This is a genomic window from Maribacter spongiicola, from assembly GCF_004364165.1.
Taxonomy (GTDB): domain Bacteria; phylum Bacteroidota; class Bacteroidia; order Flavobacteriales; family Flavobacteriaceae; genus Maribacter; species Maribacter spongiicola.
Window position 1 is genome coordinate 1,117,842 of sequence record NZ_SOAY01000010.1, and the last position, 25,138, is coordinate 1,142,979.

Below are 25,138 nucleotides of genomic sequence, written 5' to 3' on the forward strand. Positions count from 1 at the left end.
TTTATTAAAATATTTTTTATCTAACGGGAAATTAATAATTAACAATCAAACATCTTACATCTAAATTGTATATTAGTTCTTTGATGTTAATGTTGGTGTCTATGAAAAATGAATTTTATGAGCACTTTAAGTTGTCGGAGACAGAGCTTAAAGAGTTATGGGAGAATGCAACATTTGTTTTTGATACCAATGTTCTTCTGAATTTTTATAGATACTCAGAAGAATCGAAAAATAAGTTTATTGAGAAAATAGAGGAACTAGGTCCTAGAGTATGGTATGCCCATCATTCAATAAATGAATATTTAAAAAATCGTTTAGGAGAAATACAAAATCAAAAATCCTTATACTCTGACGCATTAAAGGATATGGAAAACCTTGAGAAAGTTTTTGAACATGAAAGAAAACATCCTTTTATAACACCTAAGCTTTTGAAGAAAATGAAATCAGTTAATGCAGAGGTAAAAAGAGAATTGGAAGCTGGAAAAGAATTCCAAGAATCAAGATTTGTTAATGATGATGTTAGAGATAAGCTGGTTGAGATAACTTCAAAAAAAATTGGAGAAAGTTATAGCGAAGAGGAATTAATTAAAATTTATGATGAAGGTGCAAATAGATATAAAAAAAGTATTCCTCCTGGTTTTAAGGACAAGGCAAAGATTTCTGCAAATGACGGCAGTGCATACGGTGATCTAATTATTTGGAAACAAATTATTGAATATGCGAAAGAGAATAAGAAAGATGTTGTTTTTATTACGGATGATAATAAAGAAGATTGGTGGTTAATTTCCTCTGGAAAAACTGTTGGACCTAGACCAGAGCTGATTAGGGAATTTTATACTTTGACTAATAGAAAAATACAATTTTACCAACCTTTTCAGTTTCTAAAGTTTATAAGCGAATTTTTAAAGTCTGATGTAAAACAAGAAATTATAAATGAGGTAAAAGATACTTCATCTTACTCAGCTGATGAATTTACAAGAAGATTGGATGAACAAGCAGCAAAAATAAAAAAAATGAAGGATGCTGCTTTTGAACAATTTTTGAAGGAAGATTTCTCAGAATCAAAATTAAAATCTTTGAATAGTTTACGGAAAGTTAGAAGTGAATTATCTAGATATAGAGAACGTAAACTTCATTTTGAAAATATGATTGAAAATCATGATAATGTACCTTCTGATGTTTTCTTTGAATTGAAAAGTATAAATGAAAAAATATTGAGATTAGAAATTAGTGAGTCAATGTTGAAAAATTATAAAAATCAGTAATCTTTTATTAAAAACGACCATTTCCCATATTATCTCTAATTTTTTTAGTAAACCAAGCACCAACTATCCAGACGGCTTTATAAACAGGAACGTGCCAGTAATGAATTGACCATTACTCCATTGATCTTTTTCACTTAACATCATAAATTCGTAAAGCCCCATAAATTTATTTTACCAATCGTCCTCGTCTTTTTCCTTGTTTAAATAGATATTCAATTCATTAGCAATAGCTTCTAAATTTTTTTCTAAATTTTCACGATGCAGATTCTGTATTCTAATTGTATTGTCGATTTGTTCTTGACCAATTTTACCTTTTTCAAATTGCTTAAGCATAGCTTTTTTCATTTTAGGGTCTTCAAAGTACTTAAGACTTTTTAAGCTGTATTCCTTATAGTTTTCAAGTGATACGTTTTCAAAATAAGTGATTGGTATATTAACACTACCTAGAGGATTGTCAAAATAAAAATCATAAAATTCAAGTTTATATCTTCCTTCTTTAAAAGCTATATCAATAGTCATATTATATTTTTGGTCAAATACATATTTACCATTTTTTACAGGCTCAGTAAAATAACCTTTTCCAATTATGTTTTCATCGTTCGATAAACGAATTACTTTATCTGAATCTTTGAACTTTACTGCAAACCATTTTTCAACTGCATTAGCAAGTTCATCCTTTTGCAAATCAACTTCTGAGATTTGTTTATAATTGTATAAATAGGTTTCAGGGTCTGTAGTTAGCTGAGAATGTGCTGTGTAAGATAATAATAAAGTAAGTAGTAATAATTTTTTCATTAATTTCTATTTATTGGATAGTTTCAAATTTAAACTTTTTGTATTATAATAAATTGACAAATGAATAAGTAATAAAACACTACAAGGATTAATTATTATACTTTATGGAAAGAATTGGAGCTAATGTTACATATTAAATTAGCAAAGGAACTAGTTACCAACCGTATATAAAATCTACATTAAAATTAGCCTTAGTTCTTCCAAATAGTGCTATGAATAATGCGGCAATTGAATATGTAATTTTATTATGCATACTATATTGAGAAGTTCTAAATTTTTCTAAATCTTAGGTTTTTTTTCATTCATTTCATTTTGGAGGGATTTAATAAAATTAGTTATTGTTTTTAAGGATTTTTCACAAAACTCTTTATTAATTATAATTTCATTATTGTTTTCGTCGTTTACGAAAATCTCTAAATCGGTATATTTTTTTGGAAATTGTAGAATTTTACTTTTTTTATCGGTTATTATGCCATTTGAATGAGCAAGAACATTTCTAATTTTGTTGTAATCTAAAATACAATTCCAAATATTAGTACTAAAACACTTATTTATGCCGCAAACTTTTCTAAAATAAAGCGAGCTTCTAATTATACCGCTACCATTTAAATCTGAGTAGCAAAGATTAAAATCATAAAAATTCTCAAGATTTTTACAGATTTGATTCATTGTACTTTCCAATGTATAATAGATATTTAAAAAAATGGATTTCCATAATATATTGGGAAAAACAAAATGAAATTGAAATACTTTATTTGTCCATTTATCATTTATAATAGATTCTTGATTGTTATCTTCATATCGATAATTTTCCAATAATTGGTCTATTAAAAATTTAGAAGTATCTTTTATTAAATCTTCTATGTCTGCTAAGCTTAAATAAATGCCATTTGTAAAATATGTATTAAAGGTATATTCATAATTCATATTAAATTGATTTTCTTTAAAACTTTCCATTTCATTCATTATGATTTATTTGGAGATACAATTTATATAAATCAAATGGATATTACTTTTTTAGTTAAGTATTCTGTTTTGTAATTCGAGGTTTCTTGCAAATCAATTAAAGTAAATTCAGAATATATCATTATTAACAGTGTCGATAGTGTTGAGTTATTTGTAAGCTTTCATAGAAGTTACTATTTGATTTTAATAAAGTTTCTCAAGCTTTTTAATAAAATAATGTAACTTTCTTCACTTTGGGAAAATCGATTTATATTAAATGAAATTAGTTAGTGCTTTATGTCAATTTTAATAGTGCAATAGCCTGTCGGTATAAACCTCCACCCCTCATTTTTTAATAAATCATACCTTTTGACATTACATAGTACAATAGCTGTACATATTAAATAAACAGAAAATTGTATGTATTTGATATATATGATTATATGAAAGTGAAGTACTCTTATTAAGTATAGTAAGTCGTAAGGGTGGTAACCGCGAGGTTACATCTGAAGCAAGCGAGACTATAAAACTCGGTACTGACGAACAGGAACATTATACAGAGGCATACTTAATTGAGTAATCAAGCACATCATTGTATCGCCTTAAGAACACCAAAAGGGTAGATATATAGATACGGCAGGGATTGAGAGAAAGAAGATGTTATTATCTGGGGTAGGTCTCCAAAGTTACGTGTAGCTAAATGAAGAAGTCAGCAGAGGTCATAGTACTTAGAGGAAACGAGCTCTTAAAAAGAAAACAGAGGTCTCACAATTAAGGAAGAACCGAACGTAATTATCTTCAAAATTCGCATAGGAGTATATGCTGTAGCCTATGCCTAAATTATAAGATAGTGTAAAGGTATAAAGTGCCTTGGTTTGATGATTTACGGTCCGCACTATACGAGACCAGTATGTATTGTGGTGTGAGAGGAGAATTCTCTTACAATTAGGGGAGCTGTCAGATCGGTTGTAAATCGCTTTTCTATCCGAGTTAGTGTTTCCGTTATATTGGTAAGTCATCCATCCACTCTGACTTTAATATTTTGTTAACATTGTAAACATGATAATCAATTGATTATCACGTTTTTGTTTTTTAATTCTCCTTTGGTAAATTGTTTTTGGTCGATTAATTTGCTAAATGGTGAACAAATCAGCCAACAAAATAATCACAACTTATTTGACCCACAGTAAACAAGGTTTTCTGTGAATAGGTTCATCAGGGAACAAGAAATCAAACTAAAAAGATTCTTGAAAAATAAATCATAATTAAACTTACATCCCCCTCGGTAATATTCTTAAAGTATAGAACTTTTCTCATTAGGCAAATTATAAGAACTTACAAAATAGTGTTAAGGCTATTATTTAAAAACCCTTTATAATTAGATTTTAAACTAGGCTCTTTAGAGTAAGGTCTTTTAAATTTGAATAAGTGGTTAAGCTTTTTACGGTTTATAGCAAGTCTTCTTCATGTAGAGACATTTTTAAGTCGGTCTGATTTTTCCAAAATCTATCTTTAATTTTTTGCATGATACCGGCAAACTCTGGGTGACTTTTTAACGGTTGAATCGAGGGTTCATCTTCAATTAATAAAAACCAATACAGATAATTCTCTGTTTCGGAAAATATTCTAAGCTGTTCAATCGCCTCATTAACCTTTCCTTCATAAGCATATTTCCAAACTAGATTTACACTTTTATAAATCGATTGATCCTTTTCACAGTATTCAGAGAAATCATTGAAAAGTTTCTCTGCTTTCTTCTCTAAGCCCATCTTTTTATATACGGTTGCAATTTTGATATTTTCCTGAGGATAAATATCTTGACCACTAAGTGCCCTAGCTTTTACAAATTTTTCATAATAGAAATAGGCGCTATCATAATTTTCATCGATATAGTACAACTTACCGATGTCTTGTAGAATATCAAGTCTAGTGCTATCCTTTTCCAATTCTTTTTTTAGTAAACTTCTTGTCCTTTCAGTTTTACCATCCTTAGCGAACAGTATAAATGCCTTTAAATGTGGAGCATAAAAGTTTTCGGCATTATAATCCAACGACTTGTTAATATATTTTAAAGCCTCATCTGCAAAACCTGACGATACTAAGGCGTTGCTTAGCTGTAAATACGTATAGCTTTGGGTAATAGAATCACTCGCAATGGTAAGCTGTACACCTTTCAAGGCGTACTCTAAATATTTACTAGTATTGGGTAGTAAATGTGAATAAAATTCCGAAAGCATTTGTACTGCCAAAGATGAATTTGGATTGTACTCTAGTGCCTTATCAAGATATGGTAAGGCTAATTTGTACTCCTTGGTTTGAATATAGTAAAACGCCTTTGCTACCAAGCTTTCGGCGGATTTTGAATCGTAAAGCAGGGCCTTATCCGCAAAGCTGTTAATCTTATCGGTGTACTGTTTCTCTATTTGTGACATTTCTAGAAGATAGTATGAAATAGCGATGTTAGCATAAGCGAGAGCAAATTCCGAATCCTGTTCTATAGCTTTTTCGAATAATGAAATGGCCTTCTCCAAGCCTTCTTCCGAGCGAGAATAATAAGGGTCCAATGCTTTTAGATAGTAATCATAGGCCAATAGGTTTTCGGTCGGTTTTTTATCAATTTGCTCCAATTCGGCGGGTGTTATGACGGCTGTAATGGCATCTGCTATTTTCTTGGCCACGTCGTTTTGCAATTCAAAAACGTCCTTTACTTCCCGACTGTACTGTTTTACCCAAATAGGGGTGTCTGTAGAAGCGTTAATCAATTGTACGTTGAGCAAAACTTGATTGCCCACGCGTTGACCACTGCCTTCTACCAAGTAGTTTACATGCAGTTCCTCAGCAATCTCTGGAATACCCTTGTCCGTTTTTCTATATTTCTCTACCGAGGTTCTGCTGATTACCCTCAAGTCTTCAATCTTCTGAAGATTGTTCAATGCGGATTCCATCAAGCCGTTCACAAAATAAAGATTGGTGGAATCCGCACTCTCATTTTTAAAAGGCAATACGGCAATGGATTTTTCAATTTCTGGTTTTTCTACCGCATTTTCTAAAGCACCCTTTTTATTGAAAAGCAAGGAGGAAACTAGTAGAATTACTGCACATGAAGCAGCAATGATAGCCCATCTGTATCGCTTTAAAAAGCTAATATGATCCTTTTCCTCTTCAATAGCTACCGTAACTTTTCCAACCTCCCCGGGTGGATATCCATAGTGTTCCCGAAAACATTTAATAAAATAGGAGGTACTTCCAAACCCTACTTGATACGAAACTTCTGAAACTGTCGAGGAGCCTTCATTAAGTAAATCCATAGCTTCTTTAAGGCGAACTTGACGAATGAATTGGCTTGCTGAAAGTTTAGTTTGCTTCTTGATTTTCCGAAGTAAGTTGGACCGACTCATATTTGTAGCCTCGGCCAACTCGGAAACACCAAATTGTTCATTGGCCAAATTCTCCAGAATCAGCGCTTCTGCTTGTTCAATAAAGGTTGATGTATTGACCGAAGGATTTGACATGTTGTTTTTTTAATGATTCTAATTTAGTGAAAATCTAGGTAATTACCAGTTATACCTAAGGTCGCTTATTAATCTTAAAAGAATCTTTTGCGTCATAATTTATATACCTGCGCCATATTTTTCAAACCCTCCCGAAACTTAATATAGTTCGCTGCATAGCTCATAGGGCTTGCTTCAAGTTCCATGGCATCTTTGTACCAACAAAAATCATAGCGAACATTTTAAAATAATAATTATGAAAGCATTAATTACAAGAACGGCAACGGAAACAAGGACTGGACAGTACTTCTCATCATTCAGCAACAGCAAGAGAACCCAATGGGCGCAGTACAGAAACTTTAACCGCTGATTACGGTCAATAAGAAAAAATAAAAAACAACACAGTCATGAAATCAAAGATTCACGAATACTTTTAAAAGTCAAATATCAAAGCCATGTGTAAAACATTCATCAGTCAATCGCCAATGGAATTGAGAAGATTTACTTACTTCAGTCACATGAAGGACAGCAAGAGAATCCGTTTGGCAACACCAAAAGAATACCTTCATTAAGAAACACACCTTATAGGCTTAGAAACATGGGTACGCCCAGATTAAAGTCTATCCCTTCTCATAACAAAAATTATAGCAAACAATTAAAATTCAAATTCATGAAATCAAATGCTCACAACTATCTATTAAAATTAAAAAACAAAGCCATGCCTAAAACATTTAAAATCAATTATTTGAGAACCTTGGTGAACATGTCTTTAGTACTCCTTTTACTTACGGCTGCATGCGGTCAGTCGAGTGAAAAGTTAAAAGATGATGCAACCAGTAATACCGAAACCAAGGCAGAAGTTATGAAACCCGAAATTGATATTCAAGCTGCAATACTATCCGATAATTTAGAAGCTGTTAAACAGCATATTTCGGCAGGAACAGATTTGAACAAAAAAGACCCTATGACCGGGGCTACGCCACTAATCACAGCAGCTAGCTTTGGAAAGAATAAAATTGCTCAAGCCCTTATTGATGCCGGTGCGGATCTATCGGCTAAAAATAACGATGGTGCAACTGCTTTGCATACGGCAGCATTCTTTTGTAGAGTCGAAGTCGTACAGTCACTTATTGATGCCAAAGCCGATAAGACCGCTAAAAACAACTTTGGTATGACGCCAAGGGAAAGTGTAATAGGGCCATTTGTAGAAATAAAACCCATTTATGAAATGCTACAGCAACAATTAGGGCCGATAGGTTTGAAAATTGAGTTGACCGAAATCGAAAAAACCCGTCCGGTCATAGCAATGATGTTGCAATAATCGATTTTAAAATTAAACATGATGAAATGGAAAGAAGATACGACATTGATTGGCTAAGGGTCATAGCAATAGGCTTGCTACTCATCTATCACATAGCCATCATATTCCAGCCTTGGGCCATGTTCATTGGTTTTATCAAGAGTGATGAATCCCTAGAGAGCCTATGGAAACCAATGACCATGCTCAACGTTTGGCGAATTCCGTTATTATTCTATGTATCAGGAATGGGGCTTTATTTCGCTATGCGTAAACGAAATTGGAGGCAATTACTTTTAGAACGCACAAAGCGGATTCTCTTGCCTTTCCTATTTGGTATCGTTGCCATTACCACCCTGCACATGTTTATTTTTCAGGAATATTATAACATGCCCTTGGGGTATTTTCCCCATCAAGGTCATTTATGGTTCTTGGGAAATATCTTTGTGTACGTACTCTTGCTCTTGCCTTTTTTTTACTACTTAAAAAAGAATGGAAACGGTAAAATTAAAAGAGTGTTATTGTGGCTAATGAGCCATCCCGGTGGGCCTTTATTGGTATCCTTATTTTTTGTCTTTGAGGTTCTGTTGGTAAAGCCCTCGCTGTTTGCATTATACGCCCAGACTTGGCATGGCTTTGTTATTGGATTTTTGGCCTTCTTTTTCGGCTTTCTTTTCGTGTACAGTGGTAAAACATTCTGGCAGACCGCTTTAAAATGGCGCTGGTTATATATTGGTTTGGCCGTCGTGCTGTTCGGTATAAGATATTTTAATTACGCGACGGAAGCACCCGGTTATCTTACGGCTATCGAATCCAATTGTTGGATTTTCGGCGTTTTCGGACTCGGATATAAGTACTTGAACAAACCAAGTAAAATCCTGAGTTATTTGAGCCAAGCAGCGTATCCTGTTTATATCATACACATGTTTGTTTTGTACGTAGGGGCTATGTTCATATTGCCATTGGAAATACCTATCTTATTGAAATTCGGAGGTATTGTAGCTTTTACAGTTTTAGCCTGCTATCTTATTTATGAATTTATTATTAAAAGGATTGGATTCTTAAAGCCATTGTTTGGACTTAAATGGAAATCCAATAAAGCAAAAAAGCTCATGAAAATGTATCATCTAAAAATTAAGGACTCTTCAAATTAGTTCCAATTTAAAAAACCGAACGATTGGTCACACTTTTTAAGATACTTTCATGTTGCTTTTTTGATTGTCTTGAAAGTTGAAATGTAACAAGCCTAGGTTTATTAAGAATTCTTTAAAAATATTAAAATGTCGGAAAAATTAAGCCATCCAAAACAAGTCTTGAAAACAATACTGCTGTTTTTGGGAATTTTGACCTTGCTAAGTGCTGTTTGCTATTATGCAATACTGAGATTAAATCCGACAAGTATCTATGTCGGAGCTTTGATGATGTGCCCTGCACTTTCGGCCTTTATTACATTGAAGCTAATGAAAAGACCGATTTCAAGTCTTTCTTGGGGTCTGAAAAGTTTGAAAAATTTACGCCTATCCTATTTGATTCCGGTAGCCTACATTACGATTTCTTATATATTAATTTGGGTTATCGGTTTTGGAAATATGATCAATCAGGAAACTATCACCGAATGGTCGCAAGAATTAGGTATGGAAGGTTTCAATAGTACTATTATACTATTGACTATGATTGTTCTCTTATCTACTGTTGGTGTTGTAAAGAACATTGGTTCGACATTGGGCGAGGAAATAGGATGGCGGGGATTCTTCATCTACGAACTTCGGAAACTATTTTCCTTTGGCACTGTTTCTATTATTAGTGGAGTAATTTGGGCGATATGGCATTGGCCAATTATCTTTTTGATATACAAGGGAAGTGGAAACCTGTTGCTACACATTACAGCTTTTACCGTAATGATAGTTGCAATTTCGGTCATTTTGGCCTACTATACTTTTAAATCCAACAGCTTGTGGCCTGCGGCCCTATTTCATTCCGTACACAATATATTCATACAGAAGGTTTTCACGCCGTTGACGATAACAAATGACCGCACTACTTTTTGGATAGATGAATACGGACTCATGCTACCGATTATTACGACGCTATTTGCTATTTATTTTTGGCGAAAGGCGAAAGTTGAGAACCTATAGGTTTTAAGATAATAAAATGAAACAAACAACCGTATTATGGCAAAGAAACAATCAAAACGAATACTTAAAATCATATTAATTATGTCAAGCATCAGCTCACTATTCTTTGTTCCATGGATTTTGCTAAGATTACTGTTAACACCATTACCTGATACGGTTGAAGAACAGGTCAATGATGCTATTGGATACGGATTGGACGGCATGATTGTTTATGTAGACCAAGCTGGTAAGCCACCTCAATTTTATTCCGCTGGTTGGCAGGATCGAAAGAATAAAATTCCTGCCAACCCAAAAGCTTTATTCCGGATTGCCAGCATTAGCAAGTTGTATGTTGCTGTTGCCGTAGCAAAATTAGTTAATGACAATCAGTTGTCTTTAGACAAAACGCTCACTGATTATATGCCGGAACTATTGGGACGAATTGAAAATGCGGATAAAATCACCTTGAGAATGATGGTGCAACATCGGAGTGGTATTCCGAATTACACCGACTCTCCAGATTTTTGGATAAACGACTATTCGAAAAATACCAAAGAATCGCTCGATTTGGTCCTCGATACTCCTGCCGATTTTAAACCGGATAAAAAATATAGGTACTCAAATACAAATTATCTGTTGATTGGCGATATTTTGAATAAAACATTGGGATATAGTCATCACCAATTTATTAAAAAAGAAATTTTAATGCCCCTCGGGCTCAACCATACCTACAGTTTGCTAAGTGAAGTGAATTTAGACGATGTAATGAGCGGATATGCCGTGGATTATGAGCCAGACCTAAGGCCTAATGATTTTGTAAGCCCTGCCGGCTCCATGGTGGCTACAGCACAGGACGTGGGTATATTCTTGAGGGCGTTGAACGACGGCTCATTGCTAAATGATAAGGAACAAGCTATCTATTCGTCAATCTATGTATATGAACATACTGGATTATTACCAGGTTATAGCAGTATTGCCAAATATCACAAGGATATTGATGCTGTGGTTGTTCAATTTGTAAATACCAGTGGCGGATACTCTTGGAACGTCTCAGAAAAAATTAATAATAGAATTGTAAAAATCCTGAAAAGGAGAAAGTAACCAATACCTTAAAATTAATATACTTGATAAAAAAAACAGATACTACGGAAACAAATGTATCAAACAATACGCCCAAGCTCATGAAAACTAAATCTTATCCTTTTTGGCGCTGGTTCTGGCTCACTTTCCTTGTTGTTTCTCTTTGGTATGCATGGTATTCATTCTATGTGCCTTCAAATGATATGGTTTGGAATGATGACATGGTGTCTGCTCAAAAGCTTGCTGACAGTTCTGGTAAAAATATAATGTTATTTTTTACTGGGGAATGGTGTTCACCTTGTCGCATTATGAAGCGTGAAATTTTTGGAGACAAAGAAGCTATGAGTGCCATTAATGCGAAAGTTATACCCGTTGAGATTAATATTGATGACCCTAATGTTAAAGAACTCGCAAAGCACTATAACATTGGCGCTACCCCAACTACAGTTTTTATTGATTCTGAAGGAAATGTAATTGATTACGCCGTAGGAAAGGTTGGGAGAACAGAATTCCTTGAAATACTTAAAAATTTGAATTTGCCTTAATTCTAAGTAAGGTAGAAGCGCCTGATATAAAAAACGACATTATACATCTTGTAAATTACAAAAGACTAAAGACATTTCGCTTCCAAAAGCAGCCATAATAAAATTGGGTGATACTTTAGACGAAAGTTATGCAAATATCTTTTGGTTTGATGCTCAGATTATTGAAACGCTTAGACCTAAAACAAATTAGAATTCATTTAATACAATTAACCTATAATAGTTTGTTGATATTTAATTTATACAATTTACCAATAGGCACAATATGATCTCCAATGTAAATTCTGTTGCCTTCTACACTACGTATATGCTTTTTTGCAACTGCAAAAGACTTATGAACTTGAAGAAAATCATTGTCTGAAAATAATTGTATCGTATCCGATATTTTTTCTCGAATGCTGATGATGCCATCAGTAGTAACAACTTTGGTATAATTGCCAGAAGCTTCAATAAATAGTATGGAATCTATAGCTACCTGAACATGACTATTATTTTGCTTTAAAAAAATATGCTTTCCTTCAGGCTTTATATTCTGCTGCCTTCCCATACTCATTGTACTAATGGTCGAAGACGTTACTTTATTAATAGCACTCAAAAAACGTTCTAAACTAAAAGGTTTTAACAGGTAATCTACAACGTTTAATTCGTAGCCTTCAATTGCGAATTCACTATAGGCGGTCGTGACAATAACTTTAGGAGGTGATGATAAGGTTCTTAAAAATTCAAATCCTTTTAATTTGGGCATATTTATATCTAAAAGGATTAAGTCAACTTGATGTGTATTTAAATACTCAAGCGCTTCCAAAGCGCTATAACAGTTTTTCTGCAAATTCATATGCGGAAGCATTTCACAATATTCCATGATAATCTTGTGGGCTATATGTTCATCATCTATGATTAGATATCTCATTATTTTAATATTAGAGATAGTTTAACTTTATAACTATTGGCGGTTACGTCAAAAGAAAGAGCATGCTTATCGGAGTAAACTAGCTCTAATCTTCTCTTTAAGTTTTTTAAACCAATACCTTCTGTATTGGGTGTTTGTTGTAATTCAAAATTATTTTCAATTATGAAATTTACGTTATTACCCTTTTCGGTTAAGTTAATATGGATATACGCGTCTTTTTCTAAATTTTCCAAGCCATGCTTAAAAGCATTCTCTACTAGAATAATAAATAGTAAAGGCATAATTTTAGCTTGCGGATTCTCAATTTCAGAATTAAATTGAACATCAGACTTTTTATGATAGCGTATTCCTTGAAGTTCAATATAGTTTTTTAAATAATCTAATTCTTGTTTGAGGCTAACCCAATCTTTTTGGCCCTCATAAATACTATATCGCATCATATCAGAAAGTTTAAGTACCATTTCCCTTTCCTTAGAATCTTTTTCCATTAATCCATACAAATTGTTGAGTGTATTGAAGAAGAAATGTGGGTTTACCTGACTTTTTAAATGCAGTAGTTCTGTTTTTTCTTTTTCATTCTTTAATCTAATAATTGATTTGATCTGTTTAAAAACCCAGTGGGCAATTGTAATGATTAAGAGAATAAAGTACAATACAACAAACTCAGCAAACCCTTCTAATTTACCAAAAGTGTCATTAAAGATTACAATGACTATACCTATAATTACAAGGGATATCTTATAAACTCTGTTTATAACTTTCTTTTTTCTATCTGAAATTTTCAACTTCATAGGTCAAGATTAATTAAATAAAATTCCTCCTACAAATTAGTTGACAAACAATAGATACACAGGGATAAACACATACTTAGTTGGGATAAAGTACGTTTGTACCCTTCTTAAGGTGTTGTATCACGCCTAACATCCGATGTGTCACTTTTTGTTTTTTACAATTAAGGCCCACTATAAGTTTGCCTCAATCAATCGAAAAACGAACAATATGGAACTTAGAATTGACAATCTATCAAAAACGTATTCAAACGGGATTAAAGCTTTACAAAACATTTCACTAGTTATACCAACAGGCATGTTTGGTCTATTAGGCCCAAATGGTGCTGGCAAGTCTACGTTAATGCGAACTATTGCAACACTGCAAGAAGCCGATGCTGGTTCCATTGTTCTTGGAGACATCGATGTATTGAAACAAAAAAATGAATTGCGGCAGGTATTAGGTTATTTGCCGCAACAATTTGGCTTGTACCCAAAAATATCGGCCGAGGTATTACTCAATCATTTTGCAGTGCTTAAAGGCATCACTAATAAAAATGAACGCAAAGAATTAGTGAAAACGCTATTGTATAAAACCAATTTATATGACGTACGACAACAAAACCTTAAAGGATTTTCAGGCGGGATGAAGCAACGTTTTGGTATTGCACAAGCCTTACTTAACAATCCGAAGTTACTTATTGTAGATGAACCCACTGCAGGATTGGATCCCGTAGAACGCAATCGGTTTTACAACGTTCTAAGCGAGCTTGGGGAACATACCGTGGTTATTTTATCCACACACATTGTTGACGATGTCAAAGAGCTCTGCACAAATATGGCCATTATTAATCAAGGACAAGTATGCTTAAAAGGGCAGCCGTTGCAAATACTAGAAGGCCTAAAGGATAAAGTCTATAAAAAAACAATCGAGAAATCAGAATTGAACCTATATAAAGAAAATTATCAGGTCATCAGTGAACGATTATTTCTTGGAAAACCAACCATTCATATCGTAAGTGATATGAATCCAGGAGACGGTTTTTCGCTTATTAATGCCGAATTAGAGGACGTCTATTTTTCGGAAATATTCAATACTACTAACCTTAAATCTAATTAGTTATGTGGTATACTATTTTTAAGTTCGAAATACAATACCGAATTAAACGACCAGATACTTATGTGTTCTTCCTTTTTCTATTTCTATTTTCAATTATTGGTGTTGACTTTATTTTTCAAGGTTCAGAAATGGGTCTTATGAAAAAAAACTCACCCATAGTGATTGCAAAAACAATGGGAGCCATTACCGGTATATTTATGATTTTAGCCTCGATGATAATGGGCGTCTCTGTACTAAGGGATTTTGAATATAATATAGAATCTTTGCTATTTTCTGCACCAATCAACAAAAAAGATTATTTACTAGGTCGATTTTTAGGATCGTTTGCAGTTTTACTATTTGTATTTGCAGGTATTTTATTTGGCATGATGCTAAGCGAATTTATGCCATGGCATAATCCAGAAGATCTATTAGGGTTTAATGCCATTGTTTATATAAAGACATTTTTAATGGTAACGTTACCAACGTTGTTTTTTGGAGCTTCGTTATTTTTTGTTACAGGTGCTTTAAGCAGAAACCTGGTGGTAGTCTATACACAAGGTATTATTTTATTTGTGGTTTTTATGCTAACCAAAGCTATCACTAATGAATTTTGGCAAGCCATTCTAGATCCATTTTCGCTAACAACAACCACTTTTGCGACAAAGTTTTGGTCAGCTTTAGAAAAAAGCACACAAGAACTTCCTTTTATTGGAGCATTGCTATATAACAAACTATTTTGGATGTCTCTAGGAATACTGGCGCTAATCTATGGTTATAAAAAATTCAATTTTAATGTTGTTAAAGAAAAGCAATCAAAGAGAAAGCAAGTTGAAAAATTAGTTGGTAAAAGCACTAGTGTTGTTAGTGGTATAGAAATTCCTGAAGCTACAAAGCAATATGGATTACTTTCAAAATGGAATCAATTAAAACAATTTTCTTGGTTTTACTTTATCAGTATTTGCAAGCAAGCATCATTTTGGGGCATTGTTATTTGTGGGATGATTATCATTCTCATTAATTCCGTAAATCTTGGAACTGTATATGGTGTTGATAGCTATCCAGCAACCTATTTTATTGTTGAAGAACTCAAAGAAACATCTATTTATTTCTTCATAATAATTTTAGTGTTTTATTCAAGTGAATTGGTATGGAAAGAGCGAGGTGCTAAATTAGATTTGATCTATGACGCAACACCAATATCTAGTTTTATCAAACTAATTGGTAAATACATTGGATTAAACTTAGTGTATGTAGTATTAATGCTCGCACTAATTGGTTCAGGAATTCTATTTCAAACATTAAGTGGGTATTACAAATATGAATTCCAAGTCTATTTTTATGGTTTCTTCTTAGAGATTTTACCGTTTTTAGCACTGTATACATGCATTGCATTTTTTATTCAATCTGTGGTAAACCATAAATTTGTAGGCATAATGTTGGTAATTATATTTTTTATAGCCAATGTTGCTTTAGGTTTATTCGGGTTTGATCACGATTTATATTTTTTCGGAGGAAGTGCTTTAGGAACGTATTCTGATATGAATGGTTATGGTCATTTTTTAAAACCCTATTTGTTAATTAAATTATATTGGTTTCTCTTCGGAATTCTATTACTAATTATTGGGTCTTTAGTAAATGTAAGAGGTACTGAAACCAATTTAATGCAACGCATAAGAGTTAGCAAAAACAGATTTAGCAAGCCGCTTTTTAAAGTTGGTTCTATGGTCTTTCTAGTATTTATACTCATGGGAAGTTTAATCTTTTACAATACGAATATTTTAAATACTTATTGGACCAATACTAAAGCAACTGAATTTAGAGTAGCTTATGAAAAGGAACTCAAACAGTTTGAATATATACCACAGCCCAAAATAGTAGATGTGAATTTAAAAGTGGAATTGTATCCTTCATCAAGAGATTATACTGCGGAAGGGTATTATATATTAAAAAACACCAACGCGCAACCCATTAATGAGATTCATATTCAAAAACTAATCGAAGAGAATATCACATTAGATGCTGTCACTTTTGATGGAGGCGCAATAGAAAATAATACATACGCTTCCTACGATTATACCATCTATCAGTTGCATAGCCCTTTGAATCCTGGAGATTCAATTAAAATGAACTTTAAGCAATCATTTACTACGAATGGATTTGAAGCAGGTAATTCAAATGCCAATATTGTTGAAAATGGGACATTCTTTAACAATAAAGACTTTCCAACATTAGGTTACAACAGAAAATATGAGCTAAGTGATAGGGATGAACGTTCGGAATATAATTTATCTGAAAGAACAAATAGAGCAAATAGAAATGACGTGAAAGAATTAGTTAACGCAAGGTCAGGTAGTGATTCTGACGGTATTCATTTTGAAATGGTCATAGGAACAGACATTGACCAAACAGCATTAGTTCCTGGTAATTTATTGAGGGAGTGGACAGAAAATAATCGCAATTATTTTCATTATAAAATGGAAATTCCAATGATTGATTTTTACTCAATTGTTTCAGCAAAATATGATATAAAAAGAGGTAAATGGATTTCAAAATCTAATTCAATTTCAAAACAAGTAGATCTAGAAATTTACTATCATAATAGTCATGAGTATAACATAGATAGAATGATGATGGCTATGAAAGCCTCATTAGATTACTATAGTACGAGTTTCAGCCCGTATCAATATGAACAGTTACGTATCATGGAATTTCCGCGTTATGCGCAATTTGCACAATCATTTCCGGGCACTGTTCCATTCTCAGAATCTATAGGTTTTGTTTTAGATATTGATGATGAAACGGATGTAGATATGGCATTTTATGTAACTGCACACGAAATTGCCCACCAATGGTTTGCTATGCAAGTAGAAGCCGCAAATGTAAAAGGGCAATACTTTATTTTGGAAACGCTTTCTCAATATGCAGCCATGATGGTTTTAAAAGCGCACTATCCAAAAGAAAAGGTTCAGCAATTTTTAGAGTTGCAATTAGAGAAATACGAAGAAGGCAAACTCAGAGAGTCTGGAGCAGAACCAACTCTAGCATTAGTAGATAATCAAGACTATATTTATTATGCCAAAGGTGCCCTCAACATGTATCAATTTCAAAAGGTTATAGGCGAGGAGCAGGTCAATAAAGCTTTAAGACGCTTTTTGGAAGATTGGAATACCACCAACGGTAAACTAAAAATGAATACCAATCGCTATGCTACCAGTCAAGACTTGTTAAGCTATTTTAGAGCGGTTACGCCTGATTCGCTTCAGCATATAATCCTTGAACTATTTGAAAGTGTTAAACCGGTAGAATTGTAATTTCTTACCTTATGGCACTTTTCCAGGCTTAGGAATCAAGATTGAACATCTTGTAAAATTATAGTTTATCAAAAGGAATACCGAACTTACAAATAACTGGCAATGACTAAAACGACGTAGGCGGTCAAGAGGTCCGATTTATAAAAATAGAAATGACCTGGGTAAACACTAGTTATAACGCCCAATCCTGATTGCTATCGGTGGAGGGTCGGCTCATGGGCATAGAATGAAATTTTTATTTGAATTACGTTTAAACCTTTAATCTTGCGTCTATGTATTTTTCCTTTCCGTATTTAAAATCAATTTGTTTCTTTGTATATGAATGAATATCAGTACAAAAACACTTAAAAGTAATACTACAAAGGCCCTTTATTGGAAGTGCCAATTATTAGGATGGTGTACGGTTTCTGTTTATTGGGCATACACGGTATATACCAGGGATAACTATGGGGTGTTTTACACTTTCAGTAATTATGTTTTGGATGTAGGCATCGGAATTTTCCTGACCCATATGTACAGAACATATGCTTTAAAGGCAAATTGGAGTCAATTACCCATTAAAAGGTTGCTTGTTCGTGTAATTCCCAGTATACTTTTATTGGCTGTTTTATATGTGCTTTTAAACAATATGAAGTGGTATGGTTACTGGACCTTGATCGCAGAACAGGATAAGGATATATGGGCATCGCTTCTTTATTGGGACCCCATATTGCTTACCGGTTTACGGTTAATGTCTATCTGGATTTTAGCGTATCACCTGTATCATTATTATCAAAAAGAAGTTGTAACTGCAAGAGAATATGCTCAACTTTCCTTAGTGGCGAAACAAGCACAATTAGACAATTTAGCGGCTCAACTAAACCCACATTTTTTATTTAATTCCTTGAATTCCATAAAGTCCTTAATCGTTGAGAACCCTAATGTAGCCAGACGTGGGATAGACCTATTGTCCGACTTATTACGTTCCTCTTTATATGAAAAAGATAAAGACCTAATTTCAATAAAAAACGAATTGGCTTTAGTAAAAGATTATATAGAGCTGGAAAAACTTCGTTTTGAAGAACGATTGACCATTGATATCACCATTGATAAAAAATTAACCAATTTTAAAATTCCCACTTTGAGTATCCAATTGTTGGTAGAAAATGCAATTAAACACGGAATTGACAAAATTATTGAAGGTGGGCTAATAACTTTGAAAATTGGTAAGAACGGAGATCAAGTCTATATTAAAGTTCAAAATCCAGGAAAATTAACTGATACTAAATCTGCAAGAGGTTTAGGTTTAATGAACTTAAAGAAGCGCTTGGAGCTTCAATATAACAAAGAGGCTTCTTTTAATTTAGAAGAAATAGATAATAACATAGTGCAAGCGACTATACTAGTACCCTATAAAACAGATGAAAACATACAAAGCGGTTATTATCGATGATGAACGTTTAGCGCGAGAAGAGGTAAAACGTGCTTTAAAGAAATATCCAGAATTTATCGTGGTAGGAGAGGCAAACAATGTGGATGCCGCCATAAAATTAATAGCGAATGAAGATCCAGATCTATTGTTTTTGGACATACACATGCCTGAAAAGTCAGGATTTGATTTATTAGAAGAATTAACCACAGTTCCAGAAGTTGTTTTTACAACTGCCTATGACCAATACGCTGTAAAAGCTTTTGAGTTGAATGCATTGGACTATTTGGTTAAACCCTTACGGGAAGAACGTTTTGCAAAAACCATAGAAAAAGTAAAGCAGGAGTTGGTAGAGAAGGCAAAGGTGCCACAAGATGTTTTGCCCATGCATAAAAAGATTTTTATTAAAGACGGCGAATCTTGTTACTTTATTCCAATTTCCGATATCTATTATATTGAATCGATGGAGAATTATGCACGCCTATATTTTGGCGATAAAAAAGCTATGATTAAACGTTCGTTGAATCTACTGGAAAAAAAGTTAGATACCACCGTGTTTTTTAGGGCCAATAGGAGTCAAATTATAAACACACATTTTATTAAAGAAATTCACCCGCATTTTAATAATAAGCTACACATCATCTTGATTTCTGGTGAAAAGATTGAAGTTTCAAGCCGACAGTCTGTTAAGTTTAAAAACTGGAACAGCTTATAATTGATTGGTTTGTAAATTTAATTTACGCTTATTATCTTTTATTTACGTTCCTGTACTTTCCCTTTACACATATATATATTCATCATTTCTTTGCTTCAGAATTAAAATTTTAATTAAAAAAAATAGAACGATGTGTAACTTAAAAAATAATTATCACCTACCTGTAATTCTAATTGTATTGATTATTACGGGGCTCTATTCCTGTACCAATGACACTTTAAAAATCGCTGCACAACCAACTTTATCCGATTACGCCGTTGGAGAAAAATGGATCTGGAAGTATAAAGGGGTAACCACCGAAGGCGAGGTACGCTCAGAGGGGGAAGATACACGAGAAGTAGTTATTGCGGATGGTGTTTTAGGGATGACAATGGGTAATGATACGATTCCGGTAACAGATATCGTAAAACCGGAAGAAAGCGAAACGCCAAAATATGATTGGCCTTTGGAAGTGGGTAAAAAGTGGAAATATGAAAAAAATTGGACCAGTCAAGATGGTACTACAGGAAAGCAAAGTCAAGATGTAGAGGTATTGTCGTTTAAGGAAGAAACGGTAGAAGCAGGAACGTTCATGGCTTATACGATACAATATAAAGGTGTAATTACAAATTCCAGAGGCTATAATGCCAAAACGGATGAAGTTTGGTTGTATGCTCCAGCTGTAAAAAATTTTATAAAGCTTACTCAAACTCAAGATGACTTTTTATACGAAGAGGAGTTAAAACAGTATTCAAATTAAAAATGAAAATTGAGCATTTTCCAATTGCACTTTTAAAAAGGAAACCATGAAAAGTACATTGCTGATATTATTTCTGACTCTTATTCATCTTACTTCTTTTGGACAAGAATTTGACTTTAAAAAAGTACCATTGTCCAATGCTAGGGTGCTTGCCAATCATATGCAAGTCTTAGCTGCATCCTATCCTTTAAAAAAGTTATCAGGATTAGACTTGATCAAGGTTCAGATCCTAAGTGAAAAATATGACGATGCCATAGCAACTATCGAAAAAGAAATTAAGGACAAGCCAAAAACGGAACAGATCTATTTAGATCTATATCACCAGTATGCCAAAGCAAAACTCGCACCTAACTTTCAAGTGGCCTTTAAAGAATTATATAAATCCTATGTGACAAAGGCCGATGATTTTCAGGTACTTAATTTAGATGACACATTAATCGCCAGAGATGGTACGGACTATTTTATTTCTGATTTCGAACGTACTTATGAGGGTATGACTGCTGAAACCATTTCAAATGAAACTGCACAAAATTTAATCCACAAATATTTCTTAAAAACGGTTTATGAATCCACCAGAAATCTGTTTTTTGAAGCCATTAAACAAGACCATAAACGCAGATATCGTATAAATGACAATATAATAGTGCCCATGAAAGATGGGGCAGAGGTTTCCGTAGTAGTGGTTGAAAGAAAAGAAACTGTTAAAGCGAAGAAACCGACCATCTTAATTGCTTCAATTTACGCAGGTACCAACGAGACTGGGGCAATGTTATCCGCCTCAAAAGGCTATGTTGGAGTAATCACCAATACAAGGGGAAAACGATTAAGCAAAGGACCGGTAAAGCCTCTAGAACATGAACACACAGATGTCTATGAAGTGATTGATTGGATTAGCAAGCAGCCGTGGTCCAATCAAAAAGTAGGAATGTACGGTGGTAGTTATAACGGATTTACCCAATGGGCATCCATGAAACATAAAGTGCATCCAGCTTTAAAAACCATTGTTCCCATGGTAGCCATAGCACCAGGAATTGATTATCCTATGGAAAATAATGTTCTGCATAATTATTCCTACTCTTGGAATTTTTATGTGACCAATACTAAGTTTTTGGATTTTAAAGTCTCGCAAGATTATAATCGATGGGATACCTTAAAAAATAGGTGGTATACCTCTGGAGTTGCCTTTAATAGATTGGATAGCTTGGATGGTCAAGTCAATAGATTATGGAATACCTATATGCAGCATCCTAGTTATGATGATTACTGGAAGAAAATGATTCCTTTTAAACAGGAATTTTCGAAAATTGACATTCCAATATTGACCATAACAGGCTATTATGACGATTCTCAAATAGGAGCCCTATATTATTATGACCAGCATACTAAGTATGTAAAAAATCCAAATCACTATGTATTGGTAGGACCTTACGATCATTGGACGGCACAAACCCAACCTCAGGAGTTCTTAAGGAATTATAAATTAGATAAAACCGCCTTAATTGACATTAGATATGACTTGGTTTATCAATGGTTCGATTACATCTTAAAAGGTAAAGAAAAACCAAATATTCTAAAGGATAAAGTGAATTTTCAGGTAATGGGAACCAATACATGGATGCACAAACCGAGTTTAAGTGCCATGACCAATGATACCTTGACTTTTCACTTAAGTGATGCTAAAACGGATGATTTTTATGCGCTTAAATCTAAATCGAATGCTTCCAAAATTAGCTTAACCGTTGATTTTAAAGATAGAGAAAGCATGACCAACACAGGTTATTATCCTTGGCCTTTAGAAAAGGAAAGCATCAATTTAAAGGATGGATTGCTTTTTAAATCGGAATCCTTAGAGGAGGATGTGATTATAAATGGATCCTTTCTCGGGAATCTAGAATTTACTATAAATAAAAAAGATGTTGATTATTCCGTTATCCTATATCAGTTAACGCCAGAAGGAAATTATTTTCATTTAAGCTATTATATTGGTAGAGCGAGTTATGCTCATGGTAGGGAGCACAGACAATTGCTAACTCCCAATAAAAAGGTACAAGTGTCCTTCAACAATTCTAAACTAATCAGTAAAAAACTACAAAAAGGAAGTAGGATGGTAGCAGTGGTCAATGTAAATAAAAACAATAATGCACAACTTAATTATGGAACGGGGAAGGAAGTGAATGAAGAAAATATTAAAGATGCGGAAGTCCCGTTAAAAATTATATTTTCAGGTAATAGCAGTATTTCCTTACCGGTTTGGTACTCCCAGAAGGAATAATCAAATTCTTATTAGTATTTTATTGGCAAAAAAAGCCTGTTCGATTCTCCTTTTGGCTGTTTTTTTCCGTGGAGGGGCTGCAGGGTTGCACTTATTGATCGAAGCAAAATTAACGATGTGGTGAGTTCCATAGTAAAGATATATGAGAAAAGGAGCCCCAAAGAATAATTTAATGGATTTGGTATCATCTCACAAATGGTTATGGAATAGAGTGAAGTCCATGACCTTTACTTCCTGTTTTTCGATATCTAGGTTTAAGGCCTTGAAAAATTTATTTTAAAAATGAGTATCATTCATATGCATAGAAGTTAATATGTAATCCAAATTGATTACTTGTTTCTATGGCATTTCAAGCTTTAGAAATATTTGCAAGGTTCTCCCATATATCGTTAAATAAACTATATGGTTTTTGTAAATTTAGCTTTGAATAATGCGTGTAATCGATAAGAAATCAATAGCTGTCTTGCCATTTGTTAATTTGAGTAATGATATTAACAATGTATATTTCTGCGATGGCTTAACCGAAGAAATAATTAACGCCTTAGCATCTATAAAGGTATTATTAGTGACCTCTCGTACTTCTTCCTTCTATTTTAAAAACAAAAAAGTAACCTCTAAAGAAATAAGGGAAAAACTAAAGGTGGCTACATTTATAGAAGGCAGTGTAAGGACATCCAAAAATAAAATGCGCATTACTGTGCAAATGATTGATGCTTTGGACGACTTTCATTTCTGGTCAGAAACTTTTGATAGAAATCCTGAAAATATTTTTGAAATTCAAGATGAAATCAGTCTGTTTATCGCAGAGAAATTACGCGAACACATAGGGCATCTGGAAATCGAAGATAAGCTAGTAGAAGCTATTGATGTACCTGTAGCTATTTATAGAGAATATTTGAAAGGAAGGTACTACATGATGAGACTAGATTATAAAAACTCTATAAAGGGTGTCAATATCTTAAAAGAAGTAATTCATAAGTCGCCCAATTTTTCAAATCCCTATTTAGATATTAATCTAGCCTATGTTAATATGGGGACTATGGGGCTTTTACCTGCATTGGAAGCATACGAGAAGGCCCAGCCTTATTTGTTAAAGGCATTAGAGCTAGATCCAAACTCATCAAGGTCACAATTGAATTTGGCTTGGATAGAATGCTGGCAAAACTGGAATCTTAAGAAAGCTTACGAACATGCCAATAAGGCTTTGGAGATGCAACAAACAGACGATATTTATTTAACCATTTCTAATTTTTTGACCGTGGAAGGAAAATTAGATGCGGCAAGTAATTATCTTGACAAAGCCTTACAGTTAGATCCTTATGCCGCTATAAATCATCATTACAAGGGGTTTTTGTACTACTTGAAAGAAGATTATAAAACTGCGATACCTTATCTGAAAAAGGCATTAGATTTGGACCCAAAGTTACCCTTTCCACCAATCTATATAGGAATTTGTTTATTAATGTCAGGCAAACCAAATGAAGCTTTGACATATTTCGGTTCACTTGAAGGCGTTTCTGTGAAAGACCTCACCAAATTAGGAGGTGAAACCATGTGCTATGCAATGCTCAATGAAACGGAAAAGTGTAATGAAGGATTAAAAGAATTAGAGACGTATTCAAATACTGATCTTGTAGATAAGGCATTTACGTTTTTGATATTGGTAAATGCCTTGTTGGATAATAACGAAAAGGTAATTGATTTAATAACTCAAGCATACAATAATCGTTTGCCAGTAATTTTATTATTAAATCCATCCCCAATTCTTAAACCTGTAAAAAATCACAAAAGGTTTAAAGACATCATGCTAAAAGCCATTCCAGATAATTTAAATTATAAACAGAAAAAGAAGTATAAACAGGCTTTACTAGATTCCAACGAAATTAAAAAGTATAGCAAAGAACTAGAGCAAATAATGATAGACTACAAACTGTATTTAAATCCAGACCTATCCTTAAAAGATTTAGCTTCTTACTTGGAACTTCCTGCGAACTATGTATCCCAATTATTAAACTTGGGGTTTCAAAAAAACTTCTCGGAATATGTTAATACCTATAGAATTAGCGAATTTAAAGAGCGGGTTCTTCTAGAGGAAAACAAAGGTTTAACCTTAATGGCTGTAGCGTATGATAGTGGTTTTAACTCTAAAACAGTGTTCAATACCTTTTTTAAAAAAATAGAAGGGATTACACCAAATACTTATCTTAAGAGTAATAGTTAGTTCTGATTAAAAAAATAGAACCTTCCTTTTATAACCTACAATTAGTTTTACTTCATCAAATTAGTAACAGTAAGAGATTACTTGATTTATACTTAGGCAATATTTCAAAATTCGTCATAATCTATAGTTTTGCTTCATAGTTTATAGTCTTGCGCTAAACTTAA

General features: G+C 33.4%; 18 protein-coding genes. 13 read left to right on the plus strand and 5 right to left on the minus strand.

Annotation, left to right across the window (positions count from 1 at the left end; genetic code table 11):
* The first annotated feature begins 101 nt into the window (after positions 1-101).
* Positions 102-1,265, plus strand: a complete 1,164-nt coding sequence (locus CLV90_RS05200; RefSeq protein ID WP_133686434.1) for a PIN domain-containing protein — start codon at positions 102-104, stop codon at positions 1,263-1,265.
* Between the two features lie 171 nt (positions 1,266-1,436).
* Here the strand turns inward: CLV90_RS05200 and CLV90_RS05205 are convergent, their stop codons facing one another.
* The 3 genes from CLV90_RS05205 to CLV90_RS05215 form a co-directional block, all read right to left on the minus strand.
* Positions 1,437-2,060 (minus strand): DUF4468 domain-containing protein, encoded by a 624-nt coding sequence (locus CLV90_RS05205; RefSeq protein WP_133686435.1) that lies wholly within the window; start codon positions 2,058-2,060, stop codon positions 1,437-1,439.
* 279 nt (positions 2,061-2,339) lie between these two features.
* Entirely contained in the window at positions 2,340-3,026 is a 687-nt protein-coding gene (locus CLV90_RS05210) for a hypothetical protein (protein WP_133686436.1), read from the minus strand.
* A 1,427-nt stretch (positions 3,027-4,453) separates the two neighbouring features.
* Positions 4,454-6,517: a helix-turn-helix domain-containing protein gene (locus CLV90_RS05215; RefSeq protein WP_133686437.1), complete on the minus strand. Its 2,064-nt coding sequence runs from the start codon at positions 6,515-6,517 to the stop codon at positions 4,454-4,456.
* A 649-nt stretch (positions 6,518-7,166) separates the two neighbouring features.
* Between CLV90_RS05215 and CLV90_RS05220 the strand changes: the two genes are divergently transcribed.
* The 5 genes from CLV90_RS05220 to CLV90_RS05240 all read left to right on the plus strand — a co-directional run bounded on the left by CLV90_RS05220 (position 7,167) and on the right by CLV90_RS05240 (position 11,532).
* Positions 7,167-7,817, plus strand: coding sequence for an ankyrin repeat domain-containing protein (locus CLV90_RS05220; protein ID WP_243835262.1), 651 nt, complete (start codon positions 7,167-7,169; stop codon positions 7,815-7,817).
* Between the two features lie 26 nt (positions 7,818-7,843).
* Entirely contained in the window at positions 7,844-8,947 is a 1,104-nt protein-coding gene (locus CLV90_RS05225) for an acyltransferase family protein (protein ID WP_133686439.1), read from the plus strand.
* A 159-nt stretch (positions 8,948-9,106) separates the two neighbouring features.
* A complete protein-coding gene (locus tag CLV90_RS05230) occupies positions 9,107-9,928 on the plus strand; it encodes a CPBP family intramembrane glutamic endopeptidase (protein WP_243835263.1) in 822 nt (273 codons plus the stop codon).
* A gap of 36 nt (positions 9,929-9,964) precedes the next feature.
* A complete protein-coding gene (locus tag CLV90_RS05235) occupies positions 9,965-11,008 on the plus strand; it encodes a serine hydrolase domain-containing protein (protein WP_133686441.1) in 1,044 nt (347 codons plus the stop codon).
* Positions 11,009-11,031: 23 nt separating this feature from the next.
* Positions 11,032-11,532, plus strand: a complete 501-nt coding sequence (locus CLV90_RS05240) for a thioredoxin family protein (RefSeq protein ID WP_243835264.1) — start codon at positions 11,032-11,034, stop codon at positions 11,530-11,532.
* A gap of 211 nt (positions 11,533-11,743) precedes the next feature.
* On the opposite strand, the gene CLV90_RS05245 is transcribed toward CLV90_RS05240, so the two are convergent.
* Entirely contained in the window at positions 11,744-12,439 is a 696-nt protein-coding gene (locus tag CLV90_RS05245) for a LytR/AlgR family response regulator transcription factor (protein WP_341777682.1), read from the minus strand.
* Positions 12,439-13,230 (minus strand): sensor histidine kinase, encoded by a 792-nt coding sequence (locus CLV90_RS05250; RefSeq protein ID WP_133686443.1) that lies wholly within the window; start codon positions 13,228-13,230, stop codon positions 12,439-12,441. The genes CLV90_RS05245 and CLV90_RS05250 overlap by 1 nt, the downstream gene beginning before the upstream one ends.
* A 208-nt stretch (positions 13,231-13,438) precedes the next feature.
* On the opposite strand from CLV90_RS05250, the gene CLV90_RS05255 reads away from it, so the two are divergent.
* The 7 genes from CLV90_RS05255 (at position 13,439) to CLV90_RS05285 (ending at position 24,974) form a co-directional block, all read left to right on the plus strand.
* Positions 13,439-14,326 carry an ABC transporter ATP-binding protein gene (locus CLV90_RS05255; RefSeq protein WP_133686444.1) on the plus strand — a complete coding sequence of 296 codons (888 nt, stop codon included), beginning with the start codon at positions 13,439-13,441 and terminating at the stop codon, positions 14,324-14,326.
* 2 nt (positions 14,327-14,328) lie between these two features.
* A complete protein-coding gene (locus tag CLV90_RS05260; RefSeq protein WP_133686445.1) occupies positions 14,329-17,619 on the plus strand; it encodes an ABC transporter permease/M1 family aminopeptidase in 3,291 nt (1,096 codons plus the stop codon).
* Positions 17,620-17,941: 322 nt separating this feature from the next.
* Positions 17,942-19,051: a sensor histidine kinase gene (locus tag CLV90_RS05265; RefSeq protein WP_243835265.1), complete on the plus strand. Its 1,110-nt coding sequence runs from the start codon at positions 17,942-17,944 to the stop codon at positions 19,049-19,051.
* Positions 19,020-19,742, plus strand: a complete 723-nt coding sequence (locus CLV90_RS05270; RefSeq protein WP_133686446.1) for a LytR/AlgR family response regulator transcription factor — start codon at positions 19,020-19,022, stop codon at positions 19,740-19,742. The genes CLV90_RS05265 and CLV90_RS05270 overlap by 32 nt, the downstream gene beginning before the upstream one ends.
* A 130-nt stretch (positions 19,743-19,872) precedes the next feature.
* Positions 19,873-20,481, plus strand: a complete 609-nt coding sequence (locus tag CLV90_RS05275) for a hypothetical protein (protein ID WP_133686447.1) — start codon at positions 19,873-19,875, stop codon at positions 20,479-20,481.
* Between the two features lie 46 nt (positions 20,482-20,527).
* Entirely contained in the window at positions 20,528-22,753 is a 2,226-nt protein-coding gene (locus tag CLV90_RS05280) for a CocE/NonD family hydrolase (protein WP_208295096.1), read from the plus strand.
* Positions 22,754-23,183: 430 nt separating this feature from the next.
* On the plus strand, positions 23,184-24,974 hold the full coding sequence (locus CLV90_RS05285; RefSeq protein ID WP_133686448.1) for a helix-turn-helix domain-containing protein: 1,791 nt from the start codon (positions 23,184-23,186) through the stop codon (positions 24,972-24,974).
* Positions 24,975-25,138: the final 164 nt, after the last annotated feature.

Excerpts from the sequence above, each read along its gene's own strand:
- CLV90_RS05220 (WP_243835262.1), top strand. The coding sequence starts at position 7,167 with ATGAAATCAAATGCTCACAACTATCTATTAAAATTAAAAAACAAAGCC.
- CLV90_RS05250 (WP_133686443.1), bottom strand. The coding sequence starts at position 13,230 with ATGAAGTTGAAAATTTCAGATAGAAAAAAGAAAGTTATAAACAGAGTT.
- CLV90_RS05260 (WP_133686445.1), top strand. The coding sequence starts at position 14,329 with ATGTGGTATACTATTTTTAAGTTCGAAATACAATACCGAATTAAACGA.
- CLV90_RS05210 (WP_133686436.1), bottom strand. The coding sequence starts at position 3,026 with ATGAATGAAATGGAAAGTTTTAAAGAAAATCAATTTAATATGAATTAT.
- CLV90_RS05255 (WP_133686444.1), top strand. The coding sequence starts at position 13,439 with ATGGAACTTAGAATTGACAATCTATCAAAAACGTATTCAAACGGGATT.
- CLV90_RS05270 (WP_133686446.1), top strand. The coding sequence starts at position 19,020 with ATGAAAACATACAAAGCGGTTATTATCGATGATGAACGTTTAGCGCGA.
- CLV90_RS05275 (WP_133686447.1), top strand. The coding sequence starts at position 19,873 with ATGTGTAACTTAAAAAATAATTATCACCTACCTGTAATTCTAATTGTA.
- CLV90_RS05215 (WP_133686437.1), bottom strand. The coding sequence starts at position 6,517 with ATGTCAAATCCTTCGGTCAATACATCAACCTTTATTGAACAAGCAGAA.
- CLV90_RS05285 (WP_133686448.1), top strand. The coding sequence starts at position 23,184 with ATGCGTGTAATCGATAAGAAATCAATAGCTGTCTTGCCATTTGTTAAT.
- CLV90_RS05205 (WP_133686435.1), bottom strand. The coding sequence starts at position 2,060 with ATGAAAAAATTATTACTACTTACTTTATTATTATCTTACACAGCACAT.
- CLV90_RS05200 (WP_133686434.1), top strand. The coding sequence starts at position 102 with ATGAAAAATGAATTTTATGAGCACTTTAAGTTGTCGGAGACAGAGCTT.
- CLV90_RS05245 (WP_341777682.1), bottom strand. The coding sequence starts at position 12,439 with ATGAGATATCTAATCATAGATGATGAACATATAGCCCACAAGATTATC.
- CLV90_RS05280 (WP_208295096.1), top strand. The coding sequence starts at position 20,528 with ATGAAAAGTACATTGCTGATATTATTTCTGACTCTTATTCATCTTACT.
- CLV90_RS05225 (WP_133686439.1), top strand. The coding sequence starts at position 7,844 with ATGGAAAGAAGATACGACATTGATTGGCTAAGGGTCATAGCAATAGGC.
- CLV90_RS05265 (WP_243835265.1), top strand. The coding sequence starts at position 17,942 with ATGAATATCAGTACAAAAACACTTAAAAGTAATACTACAAAGGCCCTT.
- CLV90_RS05235 (WP_133686441.1), top strand. The coding sequence starts at position 9,965 with ATGGCAAAGAAACAATCAAAACGAATACTTAAAATCATATTAATTATG.